Origin of the sequence: Brucella sp. TWI559 (assembly GCF_039674265.1) — a bacterium.
GTDB classification, from domain to species: Bacteria; Pseudomonadota; Alphaproteobacteria; order Rhizobiales; family Rhizobiaceae; genus Brucella; species Brucella chromiisoli.
Genome location: NZ_JBDJNE010000010.1, coordinates 75,110 through 95,854, shown reverse-complemented (window position 1 = coordinate 95,854; position 20,745 = coordinate 75,110). Strand labels below are relative to the sequence as shown.

Sequence of the window (20,745 nt, the reverse complement as noted above, 5' to 3'; positions counted from 1 at the left end):
GCGGGCTGAGGATCGTATTCAAAACTGGAAAGGCCCGGCGCGAGGTTCGCACCGGGCCTTTCTGCTGCGCCCTCGGGAGGAGGCGTTCAGGCAGCGTCCTCGATATGGCCGCCGAGGAAAAGCTGGCCGACGCGCGGGTCCTTGAGAAGTTTGTCAGCCCTGTCGAACATGCGGGTCTGGCCAAGTTCCAGCACCAGGCCGTAATCTGACATGGCCAGAGCGGCCTTGGCATTCTGCTCGACCATGAGGATCGTGACGCCCTGGTCGCGCAAACGGATGAGGGTCTGGAACACTTCCTGCACCAGATTGGGCGACAGGCCGATGGACGGCTCATCGATCAGGATCATCTTAGGGTCGAGCAGCAGCGCGCGAGCGATTTCCAGCTGTTTCTGCTGCCCCCCCGAAAGCTCGATCGCCTTCTGGTCTTTGCGCTGGCGGAGCATGGGAAACTGGTCCATGACCTCCTCCATGCGCTGGCGAACCCGTGTCTGATCTCGCGAAGTAATACCGCCGAGTTCCAGATTATGCAGTACGGAAAGTTGCGGCACGACATTGCGGCCCTGCGGCACATAGGTCACGCCACGGGCAATCATTTCCGCCGGGCTCTTGCGGGTGACGTCTTCGCCATTAAGCAGGATCTGCCCGGAATTGATGTTGAGAAGGCCGAAGATGGCTTTGAACACCGTCGATTTTCCGGCGCCGTTCGGCCCGATCACCGTGGTGATTGAGGCCTTGGGAATGGTGAACGATGTGCCGTTGAGGATGGTGATGCGGCCATAGCCGCCATTGAGCTTTTTAAGTTCCAGCATGTCAGCCCCCCAGATAAGCGTCGATGACCATCTGGTTCGACCGGATTTCATCCGGCGTCCCCTCGGCAATGATCTCGCCCTGTGCCAGCACGATGATGCGCGTGCACAAAGACATGACGAATTCCATGTTGTGCTCAATGACGACGAAGGTCGTGCCATGATCGCGGTTATAGGTGATGAGCCGTTCCTTGAGATGACCGAGCATGGTGAGGTTAACCCCGCCCGCCGGCTCATCGAGCAGAACGATGCCGGGACCGGCCATGAACGCCATGGCTGCATCCACCAGCTTCTGCTGCCCGTAAGAAAGCGAGCCGGCGGCCGTGTCACGGTAAGGTGTGAGGCGGAAGAATTCGATGAGCTGGTCGGCCTTTTCGGTCAGGCCTGCATCGGGTTTGCCGAAAAGGCGCGAAAGCATCGAACCTTCATGCTCTTGCCCGGCCAGAATAACATTGTCGAGCACCGTCATATTCGGGAAAACCGAAAGCTGCTGGAAGGTGCGGCCGATGCCCATCAGCGAGAGGTCAGCCGGGCGCACGCCGTCTGTAGAGTGGCCGTTGACCTTGCAATGACCCTCCGTTGGCCGTAGTTGGCCGAGAATGCAGTTGAAGAGCGTCGATTTGCCGGAGCCGTTCGGCCCGATCAGGCCGAGGATTTCGCCGCGCTGGACGTCGAAACTGACGCCATTTACTGCACGGATACCGCCGAAATGCTTCGAGATGTTGTGAACCGAAAGAATCGGCGCTTCGGTGTTCTGGGTATGGATGTTCATAGTTGAACCCCCTGCTTCAGGTCGCGACGCGCCTCGTGCTTCGGCTTGAACTTGTCGATGAGCTTGCGCCCGAGGCCGATGAGGCCGGTGGGTGAATAGATCATGAGCAGAATGACGAGGGCGGAATAGATGATGAGGTAGTAGCCTTCGGTAAACCGCAGCACTTCCGGCAGGAGAATGACGACGGCAGCGCCGAGCATGGGTCCGAAGAAGAAGCCGGAGCCGCCGACGACGACCATCAGCAAAAGCTTGAGCGAGTGGATAAGTGCGAAGCTGGAGGGTTCGATAAACTGCACAAGCGGTGCTTGCAGCGCACCGGCGAGGCCGCCGAAGGCCGAGCCAATGGCGAAAGCGAGCAGGGTCTGGCGACGCACCTTCAGACCAAGGCTTTCGGCACGGATCGGGTTTTCACGCAACGCTTTGAAAGCACGCCCCCAGGGCGAGCGCAGGATCCACCACATGGCACCGGCAGCCACGAGGAAACAGACCAGCGAGAAGTAATAGAAGGCCATGTTGCTGTTGGTTTCGAAGCCGAAGAAAACCGGGCGTTCCATGCCGGAAAGGCCGAAGGAGCCGCCGGTGATTTCCTCTTCATTGCGCAGTACAAGAAAGAGCAGCGTGTTGAAGGCGAGCGTCACGAAAGCGAGAAAGTGGTGCTGCACGCGAAGGGCCGGATAGCCAAGCAGCAGGCCAACGACAAAACTTGCGGAAATGGCGATGATGACGGCGAAGCCCCAGTGGATGCCGGCCAGCGTCATAAGTGCGGTGATATAGGCGCCGATGCCCATGAAGCCTGCCTGCGCGAGACTGACTTGTCCGGCATAGCCGAGGGTCAGGTTCAGCCCCATGGCGGCGATGGAAAACAGCAGCCAGGAACAGAGGGTATAGATAATGTAATTGCCCTGGCCGATGGGGGCGGCAATCAGCGCCGCGATGCCGAGGGCGAGAAGGAGGGGTTTATAACGGGTCATACGGTTCTCCCTTCCGGGGTGCCGAGCAGGCCCTGCGGGCGCAGCAGAATGATGGCAATGAGAAGAATGAGCGGCATTGCGGAACGGTACTGGGCAGAGATGTAGACTGCCGAGAAATTGTCGATGATGCCGATCAGCAGGCCGCCGACGAGGGCGCCGCGGATCTGGTTGAAGCCGCCGACAATGGCCGCAATGAAGGCGACAAGGCCGAGTGTTTCACCGTTTGAGAACTTGGCGAGATAGATCGGTGAGATCAGGACAGAGGCAATGGTTGCTAGTGCGGCGTTAATCAGAAAGGTGTAAAGCACCATGCGCTTGACGTTGACGCCGAGAATTTCGGCAACCGCCGGGTTCTGGGCGCTCGCTTGCATGCAGCGCCCCGTGCGGGTGCGGCTGAGGAAAAGCTGAAGGCCGCCGATGGCGAGCATGGAGACGATGAGGTTGCCGATATCCTGAACGGAGACGCTGGCGCCAGCGATATGGTAGACGGTTTGCGGAAACACGGCCGGGAAGGGCTGGGCGGTCGCGCCGTAGAATTCCTTGACGCTTTCCTTCATCAGCAGGCCGAGCGCTATGGTTGCGATGACCAAGGGAAGCGTGCCGTGTGGTAGCATGGGTTCAACAATTAGTCGCTTGAAGGCAACGCCGAGAATGAGAAGCGAAAGTGCCAGCGCAAGCGCGACGGACGGCCAGAGTGACAGCCCGAGAATATTCATGCCGACAAGCACGAAGAAGGCCGGGAGCATGACGAATTCGCCCTGTGCAAAGTTGATCGTCTGTGACGCCTGCCAGAGCAACGTGAAGCCGACAGCGGCCAGCGCATAGATAGAACCGGCGGCAAGGCCGGAGACAAGGATTTGTAGAAGCTCGGCCATGATATGTCCTCACGGGCTGGTGGTCGGCTTTGCGAATGGGGTGATGAAGCCGACAACACGTTGTGCTGCCGGCGGATATGTTGATCGGCTGCGATCAGTTTGGCGGCAGGATGGCGTCGACGACCTGTTTGCCGTTCTCGACCTTCACAAAGAAGCTCTCGCGTGACATTTCGCCGGTGTCGTCCCAACTCACATCCATCAGAACGCCCGGATAGTCCGAGGCTTTGAGGGTCAGGCCGTGCAGTTTTTCGGCGACGGCCTTGCTGTCCGGCTTGCCGACCATTTCGGTGACGTATTTCAGCGTCCAGGCAGCGATGTAGCCTTTGATAGCGTTGTGATCGGGCGTATACTTGAACTTGATCTTGAAGCGCTCGACCATATCTTTGAGGGCTGGTACATCAGCGTCCGGCGTCAGACCGACATGGCCCATCGCACCGTTTGCGGCATCGCCAGCAAGCTCAATTACCTTATGGCCAATGAGCGTGGTTTCTCCGATCAGGGGCTTTTCGATGCCTTGCTTGCGTGCCTCGCGCAGGAAACGGGCGCTTTCCTCTTCGGTGTAGTAGATGAAGAAGGCATCGGCACCGGAATTCTTCAGCTTTAACACATCGGCGGAGAAATCTGCCTGCGCCTGTTCTGAAGGAACATCCACGACAATTTCAAGACCAGCCTTCGCCGCTTCGTCGATGAAGGCCTGATGGCCACCCTTGCCGAATTCGGTATTGGCCCAAGCAATGCCGACCTTCTTCACGCCCATGTTCTCAACCATGTATTTCACCATCTTCGGCACGCCTTTTTGCGAGCCGAAAGCGGTGCGGAAGATATAGGGGTTGCCCTTGGCGGTGATGGAAGGGGCCTCAGAACCGGTGAACTGTGGAATGCCATATTGCTTGGCAACGATCATGTTCACAACGGTGGAGGACGAGAAAACTGTGCCCATGATCGCATAGACTTCATCGTCGATCGCTTTTTGAACCATGGCGCGTGAAACCTGCGGATCAGTCTGGCTGTCATACTCGATGATCTTGACTGGTTCGTTGAGAATGCCGCCCTGTGCATTGATCTCTTCGAAGCCCATTTTCACGCCATCGCGGAAATTTGTTCCGGCAGCAGCGCCTGGCCCTGACAGCTCGACGATGGAACCGACCTTGATATCTGACAGTGCCGGGACAGTGCCGAGCGCCAGCAACACGGCAGCGGTGGAAAGCAGTTTCTTGATCATGATCTTCCTCCATGCATGATCGTTTCTCTAAAATCCGTTCGCCGATCCATCGACCTTTGCCCGGAACGCAGTGTCTCGAACTCCTCCCGAGAATGCGATTTGATTGTCAGACCTGCACTCCTCTCCTGGTCAGGTCCACCCGCAGTTGCCCGCATGCTTGACGTTTGACAAGACCATGGAGACAGGGGCTGGGAAATGGACGATGGGGACTAAACATTGGACGATTCCTCTGCCATCCGCATTTGCAGTTCGGCCAGCGAATTGGCGATTCCGCTCTGGATGCCCGTTACCGGTTGGGGGCCGAGAAAGGTGGGTACTGGATCACTCACCAGCGCTGCGGGGATGCGCAATGGCGGACCTTCGACGGTAATGCCGTTCCAGCCGGATTGCGTCTGAAGCTCGGCGACGAAATCGGCTATGTCAGCAGTGTCGCCTGCCATGGTCAACGTCACGGCTCCATCCGGCGCGGTCGTCATCGCCGCGGTAAGAAGACGGGCAACATCATCGACATGAACGAAGCCGACGCGACCGGAAAAGCGAATAAGTGCGGGCTCGCGCCGCACCGCAGCGGCAAGTGCGATTGACGGACCGGCAGCAATGCCCGAGCTGATACCGGGGCCGTAAACGATGTAGGGACGCAGCCCGAGGCTCGGTACGCCATGATCCAGAAAGAAGGCGCGGGCCGCGCCTTCAACAGCCAGTTTCGTGGCGCCGTAGGTCGTCATTGGCCGCGGATGCATAGCATCATCGGGCCCAAAGACACCGGCCGTGGAAAGATAGGCAACTGGAATGCAGTTTGATCTTGCCGCTTCGAAAACGTTGAGACTACCGATCAGATTGACCTGCGCGCCAATAATGGGATCACGGGCGCAGTCTGCTGTCATAAGGCCAGCGAGATGGACGATTCCATCGCAATCACGCGCAGCATCTGCGACCATTCCGGTATTTGTAATATCGCCTGCAAGCACTTCGACGGGCAGTCTTGCGGGAAAACGGGCGGGGCGGGGCGCAAGATCCAGCACACGCACCGCATGACCTGCCGCATGAAGGGCTGCAACAGTGCGCGCACCCACGAAACCGGTTCCCCCGGTTACGAGTATGCGCTTCATGCTGCGTTGCCCTTCTCATCAATGATGGTTTTGACAGTGCAACCCTCTGGTCTCGCTGGCATGCGGCGTCCCTCCCAAGATGGCCGTTTGTTCTTCTGATAATTTGGATCATTGCAAAAAATTGAACGGTATTCAATATTAAACTTCAATTCCATTTTAACTTCTGCTTTGTTTGTTCTCGTTAAAAGAATCGGGGAGGAGGCCTGTATGGAAGATGCAATTGCTGTGGCCGTTATCGGCGCCGGTGCCATTGGGCGCACACATATCGATACGCTTGGAAGAATGGAGGGGATGCGGCTGGCAGCGCTCGTTGACCCGGCGCCCTCTGGCAGGGCGTTAGCTGAATCGCTCGGCGTGCCATGCCTCCCGGATGCCGATGCGCTGATCGCATCCGGGCTTGTGCAGGCCGCGATTGTCGCCACGCCCAATGAGACTCATCTTCCGGTTTCCGAAGTGCTGCTGCGCGCTGGCATTCCGGTCCTTCTGGAAAAACCTGTTGCTGAAAGCCTGTCTTCTGCCCAGAGCCTGATTGCTGTTGTTGAAGAAACGGGCGTGCCGCTTCTGGTTGGGCATCACCGTCGTCATAATCCGATTGTGCAGGCCGCGCATGCGGCTATTCATGCGGGGCGGATCGGCCAACTGGTCATGGCAAGCGTCACCTGCACACTGGCCAAGCCTGCCTCCTACTTCGATGCAGCATGGCGGCGTGCACCTGGTGCAGGCGGACCGCTTTTGATCAATCTCGTGCATGAGGTCGACCTTTTGCGTTATTTCTTTGGTGAGGTGGCAAGCGCGAAAGCAATCACCAGCCACAAAGTGCGTGGTTTTTCAGTAGAGGATACAGCAGCCGTAGCCCTTCGATTTGCCTCTGGCGGGCTGGCGACGCTGTGTATTTCCGACGCTGCTGTGGGCCCATGGGCGTGGGACCTGACATCCGGTGAAAATCCAGCACGGTTCCCCGTCCACCCTGTCAGTGCCCATCATTATGCGGGTAGCCGCGCCGGGCTTTCTCTGCCGGATCTGACCCTGTGGGGGGCGGAGGGCGAACCGGACTGGACGCGACCGCTCTCTGGCACGGCGCTCCCCGTTGAGACGACTGATCCTTATCAGGCCCAGCTGCTTCACTTTGCAGAACTGGTCCGCTCGGGTGGCGCACCGCTGGTCAATGTGCGTGATGCAACCGCCAACCTCATCGTGCTTGATGCGATCCGCTCGGCGGCTGAAAGTGGTGAAGCAGTGAACGTGGATCTCGCACCGCTCGCGCTTTGAGGCGGGAGCGGTGTCGGCTGGTACTGTCGCAAAAACCGGGCACCGCAAAGGCATCCGGCGGGGCACTGCAAGAGTTATGCCGTTCGCATTATGATCAACATCATTGCAGCATACATTCTGGGTGCGGGCGGCATTTTACTGTCATGCGCCATCCCACCAGAACTGAGCCATGCCCACCACCCACTTGTGGCGCGAAATCGCCTGCCTGAAATCTGCAAATACCCGGCTTGGTAGACCGCACCGCAATGTCGATTTTTGGTTGTGGGCTATGAGAATTCATTCGATATTCTTGCTTAATCGATGCTTCTTAAGTGGGCTAGTTCCGCGCAGAGCCCAGATGGCTGATAGATGTGACGGCGGCACGATAGCCCTGCACACCTAAACCCGCGATCACGGCGGTCGCTATTTTGGACATCAGCGAATTATGATAAACCGCTTCGCGACGATGTACGTTGGAAATGTGCAACTCGATGATTGGCCCGTCGAACATCTTTAACGCATCCATGATGGCAACCGAACTGAAAGTGAAGGCTGCGGGGTTGATAATAATCCCATCGGCTTTCTCATCAATGGCTTCATGGATCCAGTCAATCAGTTCATATTCGCGGTTGGACTGGTGGAAAATAATCTCATCACTTCCAGCAGCTTCTTTGCAGATTGTTTCAACCTGCGCCAATGTTGTGTGACCGTAAATATGCGGCTCACGCGTACCAAGCCGATTAAGATTAGGGCCATTCAGTATATAGATTTTCTTAGTCATTTCATTCACCTGTTAGCCTGTGTAGCCGAAATAGCGCGGCACGCAGAGGACGATACTTGGAAAAATGGTTATAAGTGCAAGCGCTGCAAGCAAACCGAGGATAAACGGCGTGCCATCTCGGAGAAGGTCGCGCATCGACGCGCCTGAAATGCGTTTCACAACGAAGAGAAGCAGACCATAAGGCGGGGTTACCAAACCAATCATTACATTGAACACCACCACGACACCAAAATGGATCAGGTCGATACCGAGTGTGCTGGCCGTCGGGATAAGGACCGGCACGACGATAAGAATGATCGTGGCCCCTTCGAGAACAGCACCAAGCAGCAAAAGCAGCACATTCACGATCAGAAGGAAGGTCAGAGGCGTTAAGTCGAAGCTGAGCAGAAACTGACTGATGGAATTTGGGACGTTTTCGATGGTGACAATGTAATTGAAAACCAAAGCTGCGGCGATCAGCATGCCGATGGATGTTGTCGTGCGCGCAGCCGCCACCAGCGAACTATAAAACTCGCGTAAGCCAACATCACGATAAATGAACATTGAGACGAAAAGCGCATATCCCGCAGCAACGGCAGCCGCTTCCGTCGGTGTCATTACGCCACCACGCAAGCCAACAATTAAAACAACAGGGAGCATCAGTGCAGGGAGGGCTCGAAAGGTAATCTTGGGAAGTTCACGTAAAGGCACCGCTTCCTCTACAGGAAAGTTTTTTACGCGCGCCGTCCAGGACACAATGATCATTTGGCTGACAGTGATCAACAGTCCGGGCAGAATGCCAGCCAGAAAGAGAAAGCCAATCGAAGCGTTTGAAACAAGGGCGTAGATGACCATCGGGATTGACGGAGGCAAGATAGGAGCCACCACAGCAGTTACAGCCGTCAGTGCCGCAGAATAACTGGCCGTGTATTTGCCGTTATGGGTCATCATTTTGAGCATCATTTTGCCCATGCCGGCAGCATCAGCGATTGCCGAACCCGACATACCTGCAAACAGAAGGCTCTGAAGCACATTAACCTGAGCCAGCCCGCCCCGGAACCGGCCAACCAATGCATTTGCGAAATTCATAATCCGGATGGTCATCGAACCGGAATTCATGAGCTCTGCTGCCAGAATGAACAATGGAACGGCAAGCATCGTATAGCTTGTGTACATGCTGTTGAGCAGTTGTTCCGCAGCCGTGCCAATATCCAAGCCTGCGAGAAGCAGATACAGGATCGAAGCAAGGATCATTGAATGCCCGACAGGCAAACCCAACAGTGCCAGTGTAACCAGCAGCACAATACACGCCGTAAACGGATCAATGAAACTCATGATACAGGCCCCGACACGTCTTCCGGCTTGAGGGCCGCGCGATCAAAGATTGCGTGCCAAAGTATCCACATGTATCGGCAGACAACAGCAAGAAGAAAAATGATGTAAATCGAAAAGACGATATCGAAGCGGATTTTTAGATAAGCTGTCGACTGGATTTTCATAAATGTGACGTAATCCCAGCTTGCGCGCAGGGAGTACAAGTAAAGCCCGATCAATATCAGTGAACTGATAATCACCATTATGCGCCGCACGCCGCGCGTAACCGACGCGTAAATCAGGTCAAAACGGATCTCCTCGTCTTCACGCACAACAAATGCAGCCCCCCAAAGCACAATCCAGAGCCACATGATGACGGTAAGCTCGGACGACCAGCCCGTAGGCCAGTTTAAGAAGTACCGAAAAACGATTTGAAGGATAAAGGAGAAGAACATAACGGCCAGCATAAGTGCCTGAATGTTTTCAGCCCGTTTCCGGAGCCATTCTCCCATTGCGGAGATTCTCATCGGATTACTCATGTTTGAAAAAAGCGGCGCACAGTGCCACTCTTTTGAGTGGCACCCTTAAAAGAGCGGATCAGAGGGCGTTGATCTTCTCCAGCAAGCCTTCGGGCCAAGACGCGGCCTTGCCCTGATCGACATAGTATTTTTGCGCATGTTCACGGAAAGCGGCCAGATCAGGCTCGTAAATTTCCAGCCCTTGTGCTTTAAATTTTTCGATCAAAGCTGCTTCATTGTTCAGATGTTGCTGATTGCTCCAGGCGATTGCGTTATCGGCTGCCTTCTGGACGCGCGCCTGCTGTTCTGGTGACAATTTCTCCCAAGCCGAAAGCGAAATCGTAAGAACGTCGAAGCCAACCAGATGAGACGTCTGAACAATCTGCTTCATGACTTCATTGAACTTCATGTTTTCAACGTTTGGCAAAGGATTGTCCTGCGCATCAATCGCGCCCGTCTGAAGTGCGGTGTAAGTCTCGGCATAGGCGACGGGTGTAGGGTTGGCGCCAAGAGAGCTTCCGAGGAATTGCCACGCATCACCGCCCGGCATTCTAAGACGAACGCCTGCGAGATCAGCGGGCGTATTGATCTTTTTATCCGTCCGCATCCCGACGTGCCGTGCACCAAAATAGGTCGGTCCTAAAACGCGGATTTTCAGTTTATCTTCCGCGAGCTTCTTCAGTTTTTCGCCTTCCTCGCTCTGGAAGAAAGCCGTAAGATGGTGAGCGTCCCGGAACAGATAAGCAGAGGTTAGAATGGACCATTCTGGAAGTTGCTCTGAAATATCCTGAGGTGCGATGTTGCCCATCTCAAGATTGCCGCGCTGCAATGCAACCAGTTCGGTGCCCTGACGGAAGAGCGTCGCGCCATAGTAACCGTCATATTTGAAATCACTGCCCAACTCTTCAGCAAAGCGCTTCATCATTTCTGCGCGAATATCTTGTTGAGAGAAAACAGCAGAAAAACGCAGCGTCGTTTCCTCGGCGCGTGCGGCATTGGATAGACCTGCAATGAGCAGTGCGGCGGTGGTCGCTGCAAGAAACGCGCGTCTGGATATAGAATACATTTCAGTCTCCTCCGGAAGTGTGCGATGGCTCCTCAACCATGTTCCCGTATAATTTTTGGCACATGGGATAATGTGGATCAATAGATAAAATGAAAATCATATGATATTATTTGTTATGTCATTTATTCGACGACCTTGCAGTTGGCCAAACCTTTGAATTAAATGCAAGGGTAACCGGAGCTCCAATCTTGCACGCCCCTTCGAAAAGCATCACAGCAGGCGATAGTGCCTACGAACTGATCAAGTCCGATATTATATTCGGGCGGCTCAAGCCCGGACAAAGGCTTAAGCTCGACGAGATAAAATCAACTTATGACGTGAGCGTCAGCACGATCCGCGAGATTCTCTATCGTTTGAACGCGGAAAGTCTGGTGATTGCAGAAGGACAGCGCGGGTTTACCGTTGCCCCGGTCACCCAGAAAAATTTTCGCGATATTGCGTCAATGCGGATTTTTATTGAGGGCTATGCGCTCACCAAGGCGTTTGAGCGGGGTGATGTGGAGTGGGAAGCCGAGGTCGTTGCCGCGCACCATCGTCTCTCCCGGCTTGAAGAGCAAATCATAGCGGGCGATCGTTCGAACCCCCAGGCCTGGAAGAATTATGATCGCGCATTTCACCACGCACTGGTGTCCGCTTGCGGATCTCAAACGCTGCTGCAAACGCATGCGCGAATCTTCGATCAGTATCTACGCTATCAGATTGCGGCTGTTATCTTTCGAGGTCGCATTGCAGCAGATGAACACCGGCAACTCTTGCAATGTGCGCTGGACCGCGATCATTCGAAGGCTATCAGCATTCTTTCGACACATATTCATTCCTGCGTCGATCATACTATCGATAACGGCCTTCTCCCCGTCTGATACGAGATGAATAAAAATCCTATGGCAAAACAGAGCACAACCATCGATCATACCGTTCTCCCGCAAACCATCGGCGAGCAGGCCTATCAGCGCATTCGTTCCGACATCATATTCGGTCGATTGAAACCGGGCCAGAAGCTCAAACTCGATGCTTTGCGCGCCGTCTACGACGCCAGTATCAGTACTTTGAGAGAAATTCTTAATCGGCTCGCGTCCGAAGGACTTGTGCTGGCGGAAGGCCAGCGCGGCTTTGATGTTGCGCCCGTTTCGATAGAAAATCTGAAGGAAATCTCAGAGTTGCGGCTTCTTCTTGAAACGCACGCGCTTCAGCAGTCATTTGCAGCCGGCGGCGTAGACTGGGAGGGCACTGTTGTCGCCTGTCATCACAAATTGGCAACCTTGGAACGTCAAATGGCCGATGGCGACAAATCGCAAACTGAAACCTGGAAACGCTACGACTGGGAGTTTCACCAATCTCTTATTTCCGCATGCGGTTCTCAGGTGTTGATGGAAACACATGCAAGTATTTTTGATAAATACCTTCGATATCAAATGATTGCCTTGTCGTTTAGAGGCGAGATTGCCGCGCAGGAGCACCAGGGGCTGCTTGACGCAGCTCTGAGCCGCAATGCTGAGGCGGCAATCACAATTCTGGAGTGCCATGTTAAAGGGGGGCTGGAGCATGCACTCGCAACGGGAACGATAAAATAACAGATAATAGAAGAAATATCGGATAAAACTTAAAACACCATTTGATTTTAGCTTTCTCCATTGTATCGTTAAAGTGATTTTGACGGGGAGGAGTGAGCATGATTAAGCTTGGTTTGATCGGAGACAATATTCTTGCGTCCAGTTCGCCGCGACTGCATCGCTTGGCGGGTGAGATTGTCGGGCTTGAGGTGACATATGACGCGCTCATCCCCCGAGAGCGTAACCAGGATTTCCACGCGCTTTTCGATTGGTGTGCAGGAGAAGGGGGCTATCGTGGGGTGAATATAACGTTCCCCTATAAGGAGATGGTTTTTGAACGTCTCACGGTGAATTGTCCGACCGTACAAGCCTTGGGCGCTTGCAACACCGCCATTTTCGAAGATGGGCTGGCAACAGGCTACAATACTGACTTCTCTGGCTTTCAGACAGCATATCGCAACGCGTTTCCCAACGATGCGCCGGGACATGTTGCAATGGCTGGTGCAGGCGGGGTTGGGAAGGCGATCGCTTTCGGCCTTGCCACTTTCGGCGCTAAAAGCATTCGCATTTTTGACCCTGCCCTTGAACGTGCGGAACAGCTTGTCTCTGCAATCAAAAGAACTTTCCCTGACATACAGGCGCTTGCGGTCAAGACTATCGAGAGCGCTTGCGCAAATGCTGATGGTTTGGTGAACTCCACGCCTCTGGGCATGGTTGGCTACCCCGGTTCAGCATTTCCGACGCATCTTCTGGCTAAAAGACGCTGGGTCTTTGATGCGGTCTACACTCCCGTTGACACCCAGTTTCTAACGGAAGCCACGCTTTCAGGAGCGACCTGCATTTCCGGCTATGAGCTGTTTTTTCATCAAGGTGTGGACGCGTTTAACCTCTTTGCCGGACAAGACATTGATAAGAAACTGCTTCGTGCGCAGTTAAAGCACGCCCCGAAAAGCAACGGCCGCCTTTGCGGAGAAATCAGCCCACCAGACTGATTTCTATTCCTGCTACGATCCGAGAACGACATGCGTAAAAACAAGAAGATAGAGTGAGCGTATTGGGTATCATTAACCGCGACACGCTCTTGAGGCTCTACATCGAGCCGTGGCAGCGAGAATTTTTGGAAAAATCTCAGATGTGATTTCACGGCGCTGACTGCCGATCCCATCACGGCACCGTCTATGATCTTTTTTATTTCGGCATGCCTGCGGGGCGAAGATAACGGCGCAGTGCAGCTATTCTGAAGATAGCGTTCGCTGCGCCATATCCAGCATAACCGCTGCGTTGAACGATCTCGAAGAAAAAGCCTTGTTCGTCATTTGGGCTGTAGAGCTGAAAATATTCGCCCCCATCATCGCGATCATACAGCAAATTGGCTGCCTTTAATCTATCGGTAAATGCTGGCTCCAGGCCCAAACGCGCTTCAAGATCGTCATAATAGTTGGGGGAGATTTCGAGCATTGGAAAGCCGTTTTCGCGAAGTGCGGCGGCTGTCGCAAATATATCATCTGTCGCGAATGCCAGATGCTGTATGCCGGAACCAAACGTTTCAGCAATAAAGCGTCCTGCCAACGTGCGGTGATTTTCAGCGCCATTGAGCGTGATGCGCAGCGTCCCGCTTGCGTTTTCAATAACCTGACTGCGCACAACCCCCGCTGGATCGACAATATCGACCATCGGTGATTTATGTGCATCCGTAATCGACGTATAAAATAAAAGCCACGTCAAAAGTTCATCGAACTTCATTGTCTGCGCAATATGGTCGATATGCGTGAGACCGATCCCGCCGGTATCGCCTGAATTAGCAACATGCTCGAATTCAATATCGAAAATACGGCCGAGATCAGTTTTCTCATCAAGAAAATAAATCAATCCGCCGCCAACGCCACGGATCGCAGGCTTGCCGATTTCTCCCGGATCAAGCGGTTGCTCAAAGGGTTCCGCGCCCAATGCAACGGCTCGTTCCAGCGCCGCGGCAGCATCATCCACGCTCAGTCCAATCGCGTAGGCTGTTGGTCCATGCATCGCGTAAGCCGTGCTTGCAAAGCCGCGAATATCCGTGTTGATAACAAGATATATCGCACCCTGACGATAGACGCGTACATCTTTGGTCCGGTGCTTTCCGACAAGGGCAAAGCCCAAAGTGGAAAAGACCTGGCCAAGTCTCTTCCCATTCTCTGCGTTGGCAGCAAACTCGATGAACCCAACACGATCCACTTTCGCTCGCTCCGGCATTTCCGCGACCGTTAACTGGCTTGCGGCCTCAATGCGCTTCACCTGATCACCGAGATAGATAAGTGATCTATGCCCATCTTCGGCAATCGAAGCAGGCAAGCCACCTCGAAACTGATCGTTGAAAATTTCGAGGGAAAAATAGCCGTCATAGCCTGTCGCGGCGACTGCACGCATGAAGTCCAGAACCGGCAGGTCGCCCTCTCCGGGCATGTTGCGATAGTGGCGGCTCCAATAAAGCAGATCCATGTCAATCAGCGGCGCATCGGCCATTTGAACAATGAAGAGCTTATCCTTGGGGATTGAGCGGATCGAATTTACATCGATTTTGCGCGCCAGCGTATGAAAACTGTCGAGAATAAGTCCAACATTTTGATGATCAGCACGCCGCACAATTTCCCATGCATCGCGGTGGTCATGAATATGTCGTCCCCATGCAAGCGCTTCATATCCCACACGCAGGCCCCGCTTTGCTGCTCTTTCGCCAAGCGCATGAAAATCGTCAGCAGCCCTGTCGATGCCACCAAGAGCCGCAGGGGATACATTTGAACACACGAGAATAAGATCTGTGCCCAGCTCCTGCATCAAATCGAACTTGCGTTCTGCCCGGTCTAAAGTTCGGCTGCGCAAGGGCTCCGGCATACCCTCGAAATCACGAAAAGGCTGAAAAAGCGTAATGTCCAGCCCAAGGTCTCGCGCCATGCGCCCCACTTGCTTTGGGCTCTCATCAAAAGTGAGAAAATCATTCTCGAATATCTCGACACCATCAAAGCCAGCCTTCGCAATGGCCTCAAGTTTCTGTTGCAGATCTCCACTAATGGAAACGGTCGCTATCGACGTTTTCATGACATGCGCTCCTGATTGAGGCTGTGCTGATACGTGTTTTGCAGATTGAATCGGCTTAACGCGGAACCGGGTCTTAAATCGCAAAAATAGCTGCTGGATTGCTATTCTGTGTTCAGGTTGTCAGCGTAATGCATGTCGATGATAATATCGCATACCAAATGTGCCGCCTTGCATAACATGATGTTAATTTTTGAGGCTGTTCAATCAATATCTGCGAATGAACTGACAGCATTCATTTCTGTACGAAGCAGCTGCACAAAATGATCGGCATAAACGGAGAGGGGGATATCGTTGCGATAAGCGATATAGGTATTAAAGTTGTTTTCAGCATCAATTGGAATGCTTTTGAGGCCCCTTACGACCGCATGTGCCACCGTAAACTCATCAATGATCGCGATGCCCAATCCGGCCGCAACAAGGCTGCACACAGTCGATCCAAATCGCGCTTTGATGTTCATTTTATAATCAAGACCCGCATTGGTGAACATTGCAGCCATGATCGCCCCATAAGGATCTTTTGGATTGATCCCGATGAGTGGATATTGCGACATTTCCAGAGGGGTTATCTTGCTGCGTGATGCAAGGGGGCTATGTTCCGGCACGATGCATAAAAGCCGTCCCGTTGTAAGCGGCTCAAAATGGATAAGAGGGTGATCAAACCGCGATGAAATCGCAACAATTTCGCCGCGTCCCAGGAGAAGATAATCGACAGCTTCCTCAATCTTAAGAATGTCGAGGTCAAGATGAATATCTGGATAACGCTCGCGAAGTTTCGCAACAGTGCGTGGTATCATGACATTGGCAATGCTTGGCACCGATGCCACGCAGAGTTCCTGCGCTTTTCCCTTGCTCAGATCCGTAACAGCTGATTGAAGATCTTCGATTTTCCGGTGAACCGTATCGAGAAGATCAAAGATATTTCTCGCCTGTGGCGTAGGGACATATCGCCCGCCGCGCCGATCAAACAGCCTTACGCCGAGCGAGTCTTCGGAATATTTCATCAGCCTGCTAAGGCCGGGCGCTGATACATTGAGCAGTTTTGCAGCGCCAGCGATTGTTCCTGTTACCATGATCGCGCGGATCACTTCTATCTGGCGGAGCGTCAACATTCAGTCGCCTTTCAAATATGCCTTTTTGCCGCTGCTGCGAAACCTAACTCCAAGCTAAATCTCGTGGCGAAGCAGCTTTTGAACTCCGAGCATATGCGCACAATTATTACCAGCATGTTTGTAATATCCAGCCGAGATGCTGTGCCGCATGGGCATGCGTTTCGATCTGAGTTTTCGATCAACGCAAATAAAACTCAGCTAACTGCGAAGTTGAGGTGTGTTTTCACAATCTGGTCCTCATGAAGCTGGATCATGAGGACCAGCCGTATGTCTCGTCCAGCAATTGAAATTCGTTCAAACCAACGACATCGCAATATTGCTGATAGGTGATCATCTCAGACGCGCGCGCTTTCGACGTCCCATCACGCTTTAATACTGCCAACGTGTCGGACATTGCCTTCACTGCAGAAAATAGCGTCGACAGTGCATAGAACACCACATTGAAACCCATGCCTTCGAGGTCTTTGGCGGTTAAGGATGTGGTTTCATTGCCATCAACGATGCTGACGACCTTGGGTCCCTCGACATGCCTCGCCACGGCTTCCACTTCTGCGACCGTCTTGATTCCATCCACGAAAACCAGATCAACACCGGTGTCCTGATACATTTTCGCACGACGAATAGCTTCTTCCGCACCTGCCGCAGGCATCGCATCAGTACGCGCGATTAACAGCATATCGCTACCCTTACGCGCTGCCACAGCGCAACGCAGACGGCGAACATTCTCTTCTGCCGAAATCAAGCGAACGCCGGCAAGTTGGCCACAGCGCTTTGGCGCCATTTGATCTTCCAAATGGATCGCGGCAACGCCAGCTTGTAAATATTCTTCAACAGTGCGGACAATATTGGCAGGACCACCGTAACCGGTATCGGCATCGGCAATCACTGGAATATCCACAACGCGCACCATATCGCGCGCATGTGTGGTCATCTCTGTCTGAGTTAAAAGTCCCAGATCGGGCGTGCCAACCCGCGTTGCTGTTGCTCCAAATCCGGTCATATAGATCGCGGGGAAGCCTGACTGCTGTACGAGGCGTGCCGTCAATGCATCCTGCGCTCCAGGAGCCTGTATGATCTTTCCGCTGTTAATAAGCGCTTTGAGAGTTTTTGCCTGTGACATCTCTTGATCTCCTTAACGACCGCCGGAGACGTCAAGCACGACCCCGGTAATGTAAGCAGAACTGGGTGAGAGCAGCCAGACCGCAGCGTCTGCGACTTCCTCAGCGCTCCCGAGGCGCTTAAGCGGAATGAGTTCGGCCATTTTTGCAATATTCGCGGGATCAGCGAACACGTCTTTCTGAATTTCGGTATCAATGACACCGGGAGCCAGCGCATTGACACGCACCGCCGGAGCAAGCTCTTTGGCCAAGGCATAGGTATAGGACGCAATGGCTCCCTTGGTCGTTGCATAGGCGATATTGCCAATCATGCCGCCGGTACGGCCAGCAATTGACGAAAGACTGATGACTGAGCGGCCATCATTGCTGCTCATGTGGCGCAGATAGGCGCTCGACACGTAGAAAATGCTTTTCAGGTTAATAGCCAGAACGCGGTCGAGTTCATCGGAATCAAAGTCTTTTACCGTCATGCGATTGCCGATAATGCCAGCATTGTTGACCAGATGATCAATCGCTCCCCAATGCCCGACCAATTCTGCGACCGCTGCATCAACGGCACTTTTGTCGGAAACATCGACCTTTTGTGTCATCACTTGGTTGCCAAAGGTAGCAGCAACCTCTGCCAGGCGACTTTCCTGAATGTCCCACACTGCCACCCGCGCCCCCAATCCGGCGAGTTTGGCGGTGACGGCATAACCGATGCCTGATGCACCACCCGTTACCAGAACAACACGGTTTCGAAAAAAGTCGATAGGGCCGGGAGAATTTGGATTTTGCTCATTCATGAAAAGATGCCGTCCTTGCCAAGGTTGAAAACTTGCGTAAGCGAACCGGGGGATCACACATGCGCATAGCGTCCCATTAAAGGGCACATCTAAACCCTATTTGTCAATCTAGGGTACAAGTTTTCGCATACTACTTGTAATATACGAAATGCGGCGATACACAGATATTGAGAGCTTCAGATGGAAGGGGTGTTCAGGGTATTGCGCCGTGGGGAAACAACCGCCTTCTATGCGGCGCGAACACGCTAACGCTGAGATCTGGGACTCTGAGCCTTAAGCGGCATGTGCCACGAACTGGCTCAAAGCGCGACTTACCTAGGGAGGAAACCGTGGTACACTCTGTCACTGGTGCGATGAGCGCCAATACTTCACTGCGCGACAGCACGATCCGCAAGCTTAACGTGCGCATCGTCTTGTTTTGTTTCATTGCATTTATCATTAACTACCTTGATCGTGTGAACATCGGTTACGCCGCTCTTCATATGAACAAGGATATTGGCCTGACCCCATATATGTTTGGTATTGGGGCTGGGATTTTCTTCATCGGCTACATGTTGTTTGAAGTGCCAAGCAATATGATGCTGCACAGGTTCGGGTCGCGCATCTGGATCGGGCGCATCATGGTGACATGGGGAATTGTTTCTTGCGCCATGGCCTTTGTTCAGGGCCCCATATCGTTCTACATTCTGCGTTTTCTGCTGGGGGTTGCTGAAGCAGGATTTGCGCCCGGCGTTCTGCTTTATCTGACCTTTTGGTTTCCCGCTAAAGAGCGCGGTCGGGCGACTGCCTTGTTTATGACCGCGACAGTGCTTTCCATCGTCCTTGGCGCGCCGCTATCAGGCTGGCTTATGGATGCCGGTGAAGGTCTGTTTGGACTTCATGGTTGGCAGGCTATGTTCATCCTGGAAGGTATTCCGGCCGTTATTCTTGGTATCATCACTTTTTTCTATCTGGTGGATAGCCCGGAAAAAGATAGCAAATGGCTTGATGCTGATGAGCGCGCCTGGTTGTTAAAAGAGCTCGCAGAAGAGCGTAAAGGCAAGCAGGCAGATACGCGTCATTCGTTGCGCGAAGTATTCAGCGACTATCGCGTCTGGTTGCTCACGCTGGTTTATATGTTCAATGGAATTGCCATTTATGGCGTGATCATGTGGCTCCCGCAGATCGTCAAGAGCCTTGGTGATTATTCGGCAGCGCAAACGGGTCTGATTTCAGCGATTCCCTTTGTCTTTGCAGCACTGGGCTTGGTTGTGATCTCTCGCAGCTCCGACAAAACAGGCGAACGCAAAATTCATACCGCAATTGCCGGTTTGTTCGGGGGTGGGTTCCTTGCCGCCAGCGCGCTTGCACCAACACCACTTGTGGGACTGTTGTTGCTTTGCGCCTGTGCCTTCTTCCTCTGGTCATATCTCGGCGTATTCTGGACGCTGCCGACGCAATTTCTCTCTGGTGCTGCAGCCGCTGGTGGCCTTGCAGCCATTAACGGGTTCGCGCAGCTGGGCGGTTTTACCGGCCCCTACTTGGTTGGCTATGTCAAATCGACGACCGACAGTTTTTCTCTGGCGCTTTTGACACTCGCTGTATTCCCAATCTTAGGTTTTTTCATCTGCATGAGCCTTAAGGCGAAACGAGATTGAAGATGTCCACAGACTGGCCAGGTATTTCTGGCCAGTCGTTTCTATTCAAACCACACAAGTACCTATAAGATTTTCATATGAAAAAGATTCGCGGCAAAACCAAAGCGAGTTTGGCAAGCTCTATTGCTGATCGTATTCGCGTGGCTATTGTTAATGCCGAATTTGATTTCGGAGAAAGTCTCTCTGAAGATACGCTCGCTACGGCTTTTGAAGTCAGCCGGACGCCTGTACGCGAGGCGCTCAATATTCTGCAAATGCAAGATCTGGTCCATATCGTACCGAAATCGGGAACCTATGTTTTTACGCCAGATCACAACGACATTGCTGAATTATGCGATTATCGTGTTGCGTTGGAAACACAGGCCATCACGCTTTCACTGGCGCGCGCCAAAGCAAAACTCGTTATTGATCTCAATACGCATTTTGAAGCCATGCGCGTTGCAATCGCGAAGCAGGATTTACGCAGCTATGGGCGCCACGATACTGAATTTCATCTGACTTTTTTCAGGAATTGCGGCAACCGCTATCTGGCGCGGGCCTATGATCATATTCTAGGGCGTGTTGCAGCCTTACGCACACATCTCGCAATCGGTGCGAAAGGTGAACCGGACCGCTCATTTGGTGATCATGGTTTGATGATAGATCTGGTAAAAGATAATGAGTTGACCACGCTGACGACAGTGCTTTCAGACCATATCCTGCGCACCAAGAGCAATTATCTCAACGCGTTTGACCAGTTGCCGAAGCAGCCGTCTGACACCCGTACATTGCGGCTACGCAAGCAACTTTCGCTTTTCAAGGAATAAAGTG

General features: G+C 53.4%; 20 protein-coding genes. 6 read left to right on the top strand and 14 right to left on the bottom strand.

All coding sequences use genetic code 11. The features are described from left to right. Positions 1–86: 86 nt before the first annotated feature. The 6 genes from ABE530_RS13730 to ABE530_RS13705 form a co-directional block, all read right to left on the bottom strand. Positions 87–809 carry an ABC transporter ATP-binding protein gene (locus tag ABE530_RS13730; RefSeq protein ID WP_265985856.1) on the bottom strand — a complete coding sequence of 241 codons (723 nt, stop codon included), beginning with the start codon at positions 807–809 and terminating at the stop codon, positions 87–89. 1 nt (position 810) lies between these two features. Then, a complete protein-coding gene (locus tag ABE530_RS13725; RefSeq protein WP_265985834.1) occupies positions 811–1,578 on the bottom strand; it encodes an ABC transporter ATP-binding protein in 768 nt (255 codons plus the stop codon). Then, a complete protein-coding gene (locus tag ABE530_RS13720) occupies positions 1,575–2,549 on the bottom strand; it encodes a branched-chain amino acid ABC transporter permease (protein WP_265985833.1) in 975 nt (324 codons plus the stop codon). The genes ABE530_RS13725 and ABE530_RS13720 overlap by 4 nt, the downstream gene beginning before the upstream one ends. Continuing rightward, positions 2,546–3,424, bottom strand: coding sequence for a branched-chain amino acid ABC transporter permease (locus ABE530_RS13715; RefSeq protein WP_499694861.1), 879 nt, complete (start codon positions 3,422–3,424; stop codon positions 2,546–2,548). The genes ABE530_RS13720 and ABE530_RS13715 overlap by 4 nt, the downstream gene beginning before the upstream one ends. A gap of 94 nt (positions 3,425–3,518) precedes the next feature. Next, a complete protein-coding gene (locus ABE530_RS13710; protein WP_265985831.1) occupies positions 3,519–4,646 on the bottom strand; it encodes an ABC transporter substrate-binding protein in 1,128 nt (375 codons plus the stop codon). A gap of 209 nt (positions 4,647–4,855) precedes the next feature. Beyond that, positions 4,856–5,755 carry an NAD-dependent epimerase/dehydratase family protein gene (locus tag ABE530_RS13705; protein ID WP_499694860.1) on the bottom strand — a complete coding sequence of 300 codons (900 nt, stop codon included), beginning with the start codon at positions 5,753–5,755 and terminating at the stop codon, positions 4,856–4,858. A gap of 207 nt (positions 5,756–5,962) precedes the next feature. Between ABE530_RS13705 and ABE530_RS13700 the strand changes: the two genes are divergently transcribed. Next, positions 5,963–7,024 carry a Gfo/Idh/MocA family protein gene (locus ABE530_RS13700; RefSeq protein ID WP_499694859.1) on the top strand — a complete coding sequence of 354 codons (1,062 nt, stop codon included), beginning with the start codon at positions 5,963–5,965 and terminating at the stop codon, positions 7,022–7,024. Positions 7,025–7,340: 316 nt separating this feature from the next. On the opposite strand, the gene ABE530_RS13695 is transcribed toward ABE530_RS13700, so the two are convergent. The 4 genes from ABE530_RS13695 to dctP all read right to left on the bottom strand — a co-directional run bounded on the left by ABE530_RS13695 (position 7,341) and on the right by dctP (position 10,661). Continuing rightward, positions 7,341–7,784, bottom strand: a complete 444-nt coding sequence (locus ABE530_RS13695; protein ID WP_499694858.1) for a type II 3-dehydroquinate dehydratase — start codon at positions 7,782–7,784, stop codon at positions 7,341–7,343. A gap of 12 nt (positions 7,785–7,796) precedes the next feature. Beyond that, positions 7,797–9,098 carry a TRAP transporter large permease gene (locus ABE530_RS13690; protein WP_499694857.1) on the bottom strand — a complete coding sequence of 434 codons (1,302 nt, stop codon included), beginning with the start codon at positions 9,096–9,098 and terminating at the stop codon, positions 7,797–7,799. Next, complete coding sequence (locus ABE530_RS13685; protein ID WP_499694856.1) at positions 9,095–9,589, bottom strand: TRAP transporter small permease; 495 nt, start codon at positions 9,587–9,589, stop codon at positions 9,095–9,097. The genes ABE530_RS13690 and ABE530_RS13685 overlap by 4 nt, the downstream gene beginning before the upstream one ends. An 85-nt stretch (positions 9,590–9,674) precedes the next feature. Further along, positions 9,675–10,661, bottom strand: a complete 987-nt coding sequence (dctP, locus tag ABE530_RS13680; RefSeq protein WP_499694855.1) for a TRAP transporter substrate-binding protein DctP — start codon at positions 10,659–10,661, stop codon at positions 9,675–9,677. 188 nt (positions 10,662–10,849) lie between these two features. Here dctP and ABE530_RS13675 point away from each other — a divergent pair, with 188 nt between their 5' ends. The 3 genes from ABE530_RS13675 (at position 10,850) to ABE530_RS13665 (ending at position 13,203) form a co-directional block, all read left to right on the top strand. Further along, positions 10,850–11,521: a GntR family transcriptional regulator gene (locus ABE530_RS13675; protein WP_499694854.1), complete on the top strand. Its 672-nt coding sequence runs from the start codon at positions 10,850–10,852 to the stop codon at positions 11,519–11,521. Positions 11,522–11,542: 21 nt separating this feature from the next. Further along, positions 11,543–12,232: a GntR family transcriptional regulator gene (locus tag ABE530_RS13670; protein WP_407673268.1), complete on the top strand. Its 690-nt coding sequence runs from the start codon at positions 11,543–11,545 to the stop codon at positions 12,230–12,232. Positions 12,233–12,330: 98 nt separating this feature from the next. After that, on the top strand, positions 12,331–13,203 hold the full coding sequence (locus ABE530_RS13665; RefSeq protein WP_499694853.1) for a shikimate dehydrogenase family protein: 873 nt from the start codon (positions 12,331–12,333) through the stop codon (positions 13,201–13,203). Positions 13,204–13,399: 196 nt separating this feature from the next. Here the strand turns inward: ABE530_RS13665 and ABE530_RS13660 are convergent, their stop codons facing one another. The 4 genes from ABE530_RS13660 to ABE530_RS13645 all read right to left on the bottom strand — a co-directional run bounded on the left by ABE530_RS13660 (position 13,400) and on the right by ABE530_RS13645 (position 18,298). After that, positions 13,400–15,286: a bifunctional sugar phosphate isomerase/epimerase/4-hydroxyphenylpyruvate dioxygenase family protein gene (locus ABE530_RS13660; RefSeq protein WP_499694852.1), complete on the bottom strand. Its 1,887-nt coding sequence runs from the start codon at positions 15,284–15,286 to the stop codon at positions 13,400–13,402. 200 nt (positions 15,287–15,486) lie between these two features. Further along, a complete protein-coding gene (locus ABE530_RS13655) occupies positions 15,487–16,395 on the bottom strand; it encodes a LysR family transcriptional regulator (RefSeq protein WP_265985945.1) in 909 nt (302 codons plus the stop codon). A 250-nt stretch (positions 16,396–16,645) separates the two neighbouring features. After that, on the bottom strand, positions 16,646–17,515 hold the full coding sequence (locus tag ABE530_RS13650; protein ID WP_499694851.1) for an isocitrate lyase/PEP mutase family protein: 870 nt from the start codon (positions 17,513–17,515) through the stop codon (positions 16,646–16,648). Between the two features lie 12 nt (positions 17,516–17,527). Next, the gene (locus ABE530_RS13645; RefSeq protein WP_499694850.1) at positions 17,528–18,298 is read right to left on the bottom strand and encodes an SDR family NAD(P)-dependent oxidoreductase; all 771 of its coding nucleotides are present in this window, start codon (positions 18,296–18,298) and stop codon (positions 17,528–17,530) included. A 329-nt stretch (positions 18,299–18,627) separates the two neighbouring features. On the opposite strand from ABE530_RS13645, the gene ABE530_RS13640 reads away from it, so the two are divergent. Both ABE530_RS13640 and ABE530_RS13635 read left to right on the top strand, forming a co-directional pair. After that, positions 18,628–19,935 (top strand): MFS transporter, encoded by a 1,308-nt coding sequence (locus tag ABE530_RS13640; RefSeq protein WP_499694849.1) that lies wholly within the window; start codon positions 18,628–18,630, stop codon positions 19,933–19,935. A gap of 77 nt (positions 19,936–20,012) precedes the next feature. Beyond that, complete coding sequence (locus ABE530_RS13635; protein ID WP_499694848.1) at positions 20,013–20,741, top strand: GntR family transcriptional regulator; 729 nt, start codon at positions 20,013–20,015, stop codon at positions 20,739–20,741. Positions 20,742–20,745 lie beyond the last annotated feature (4 nt).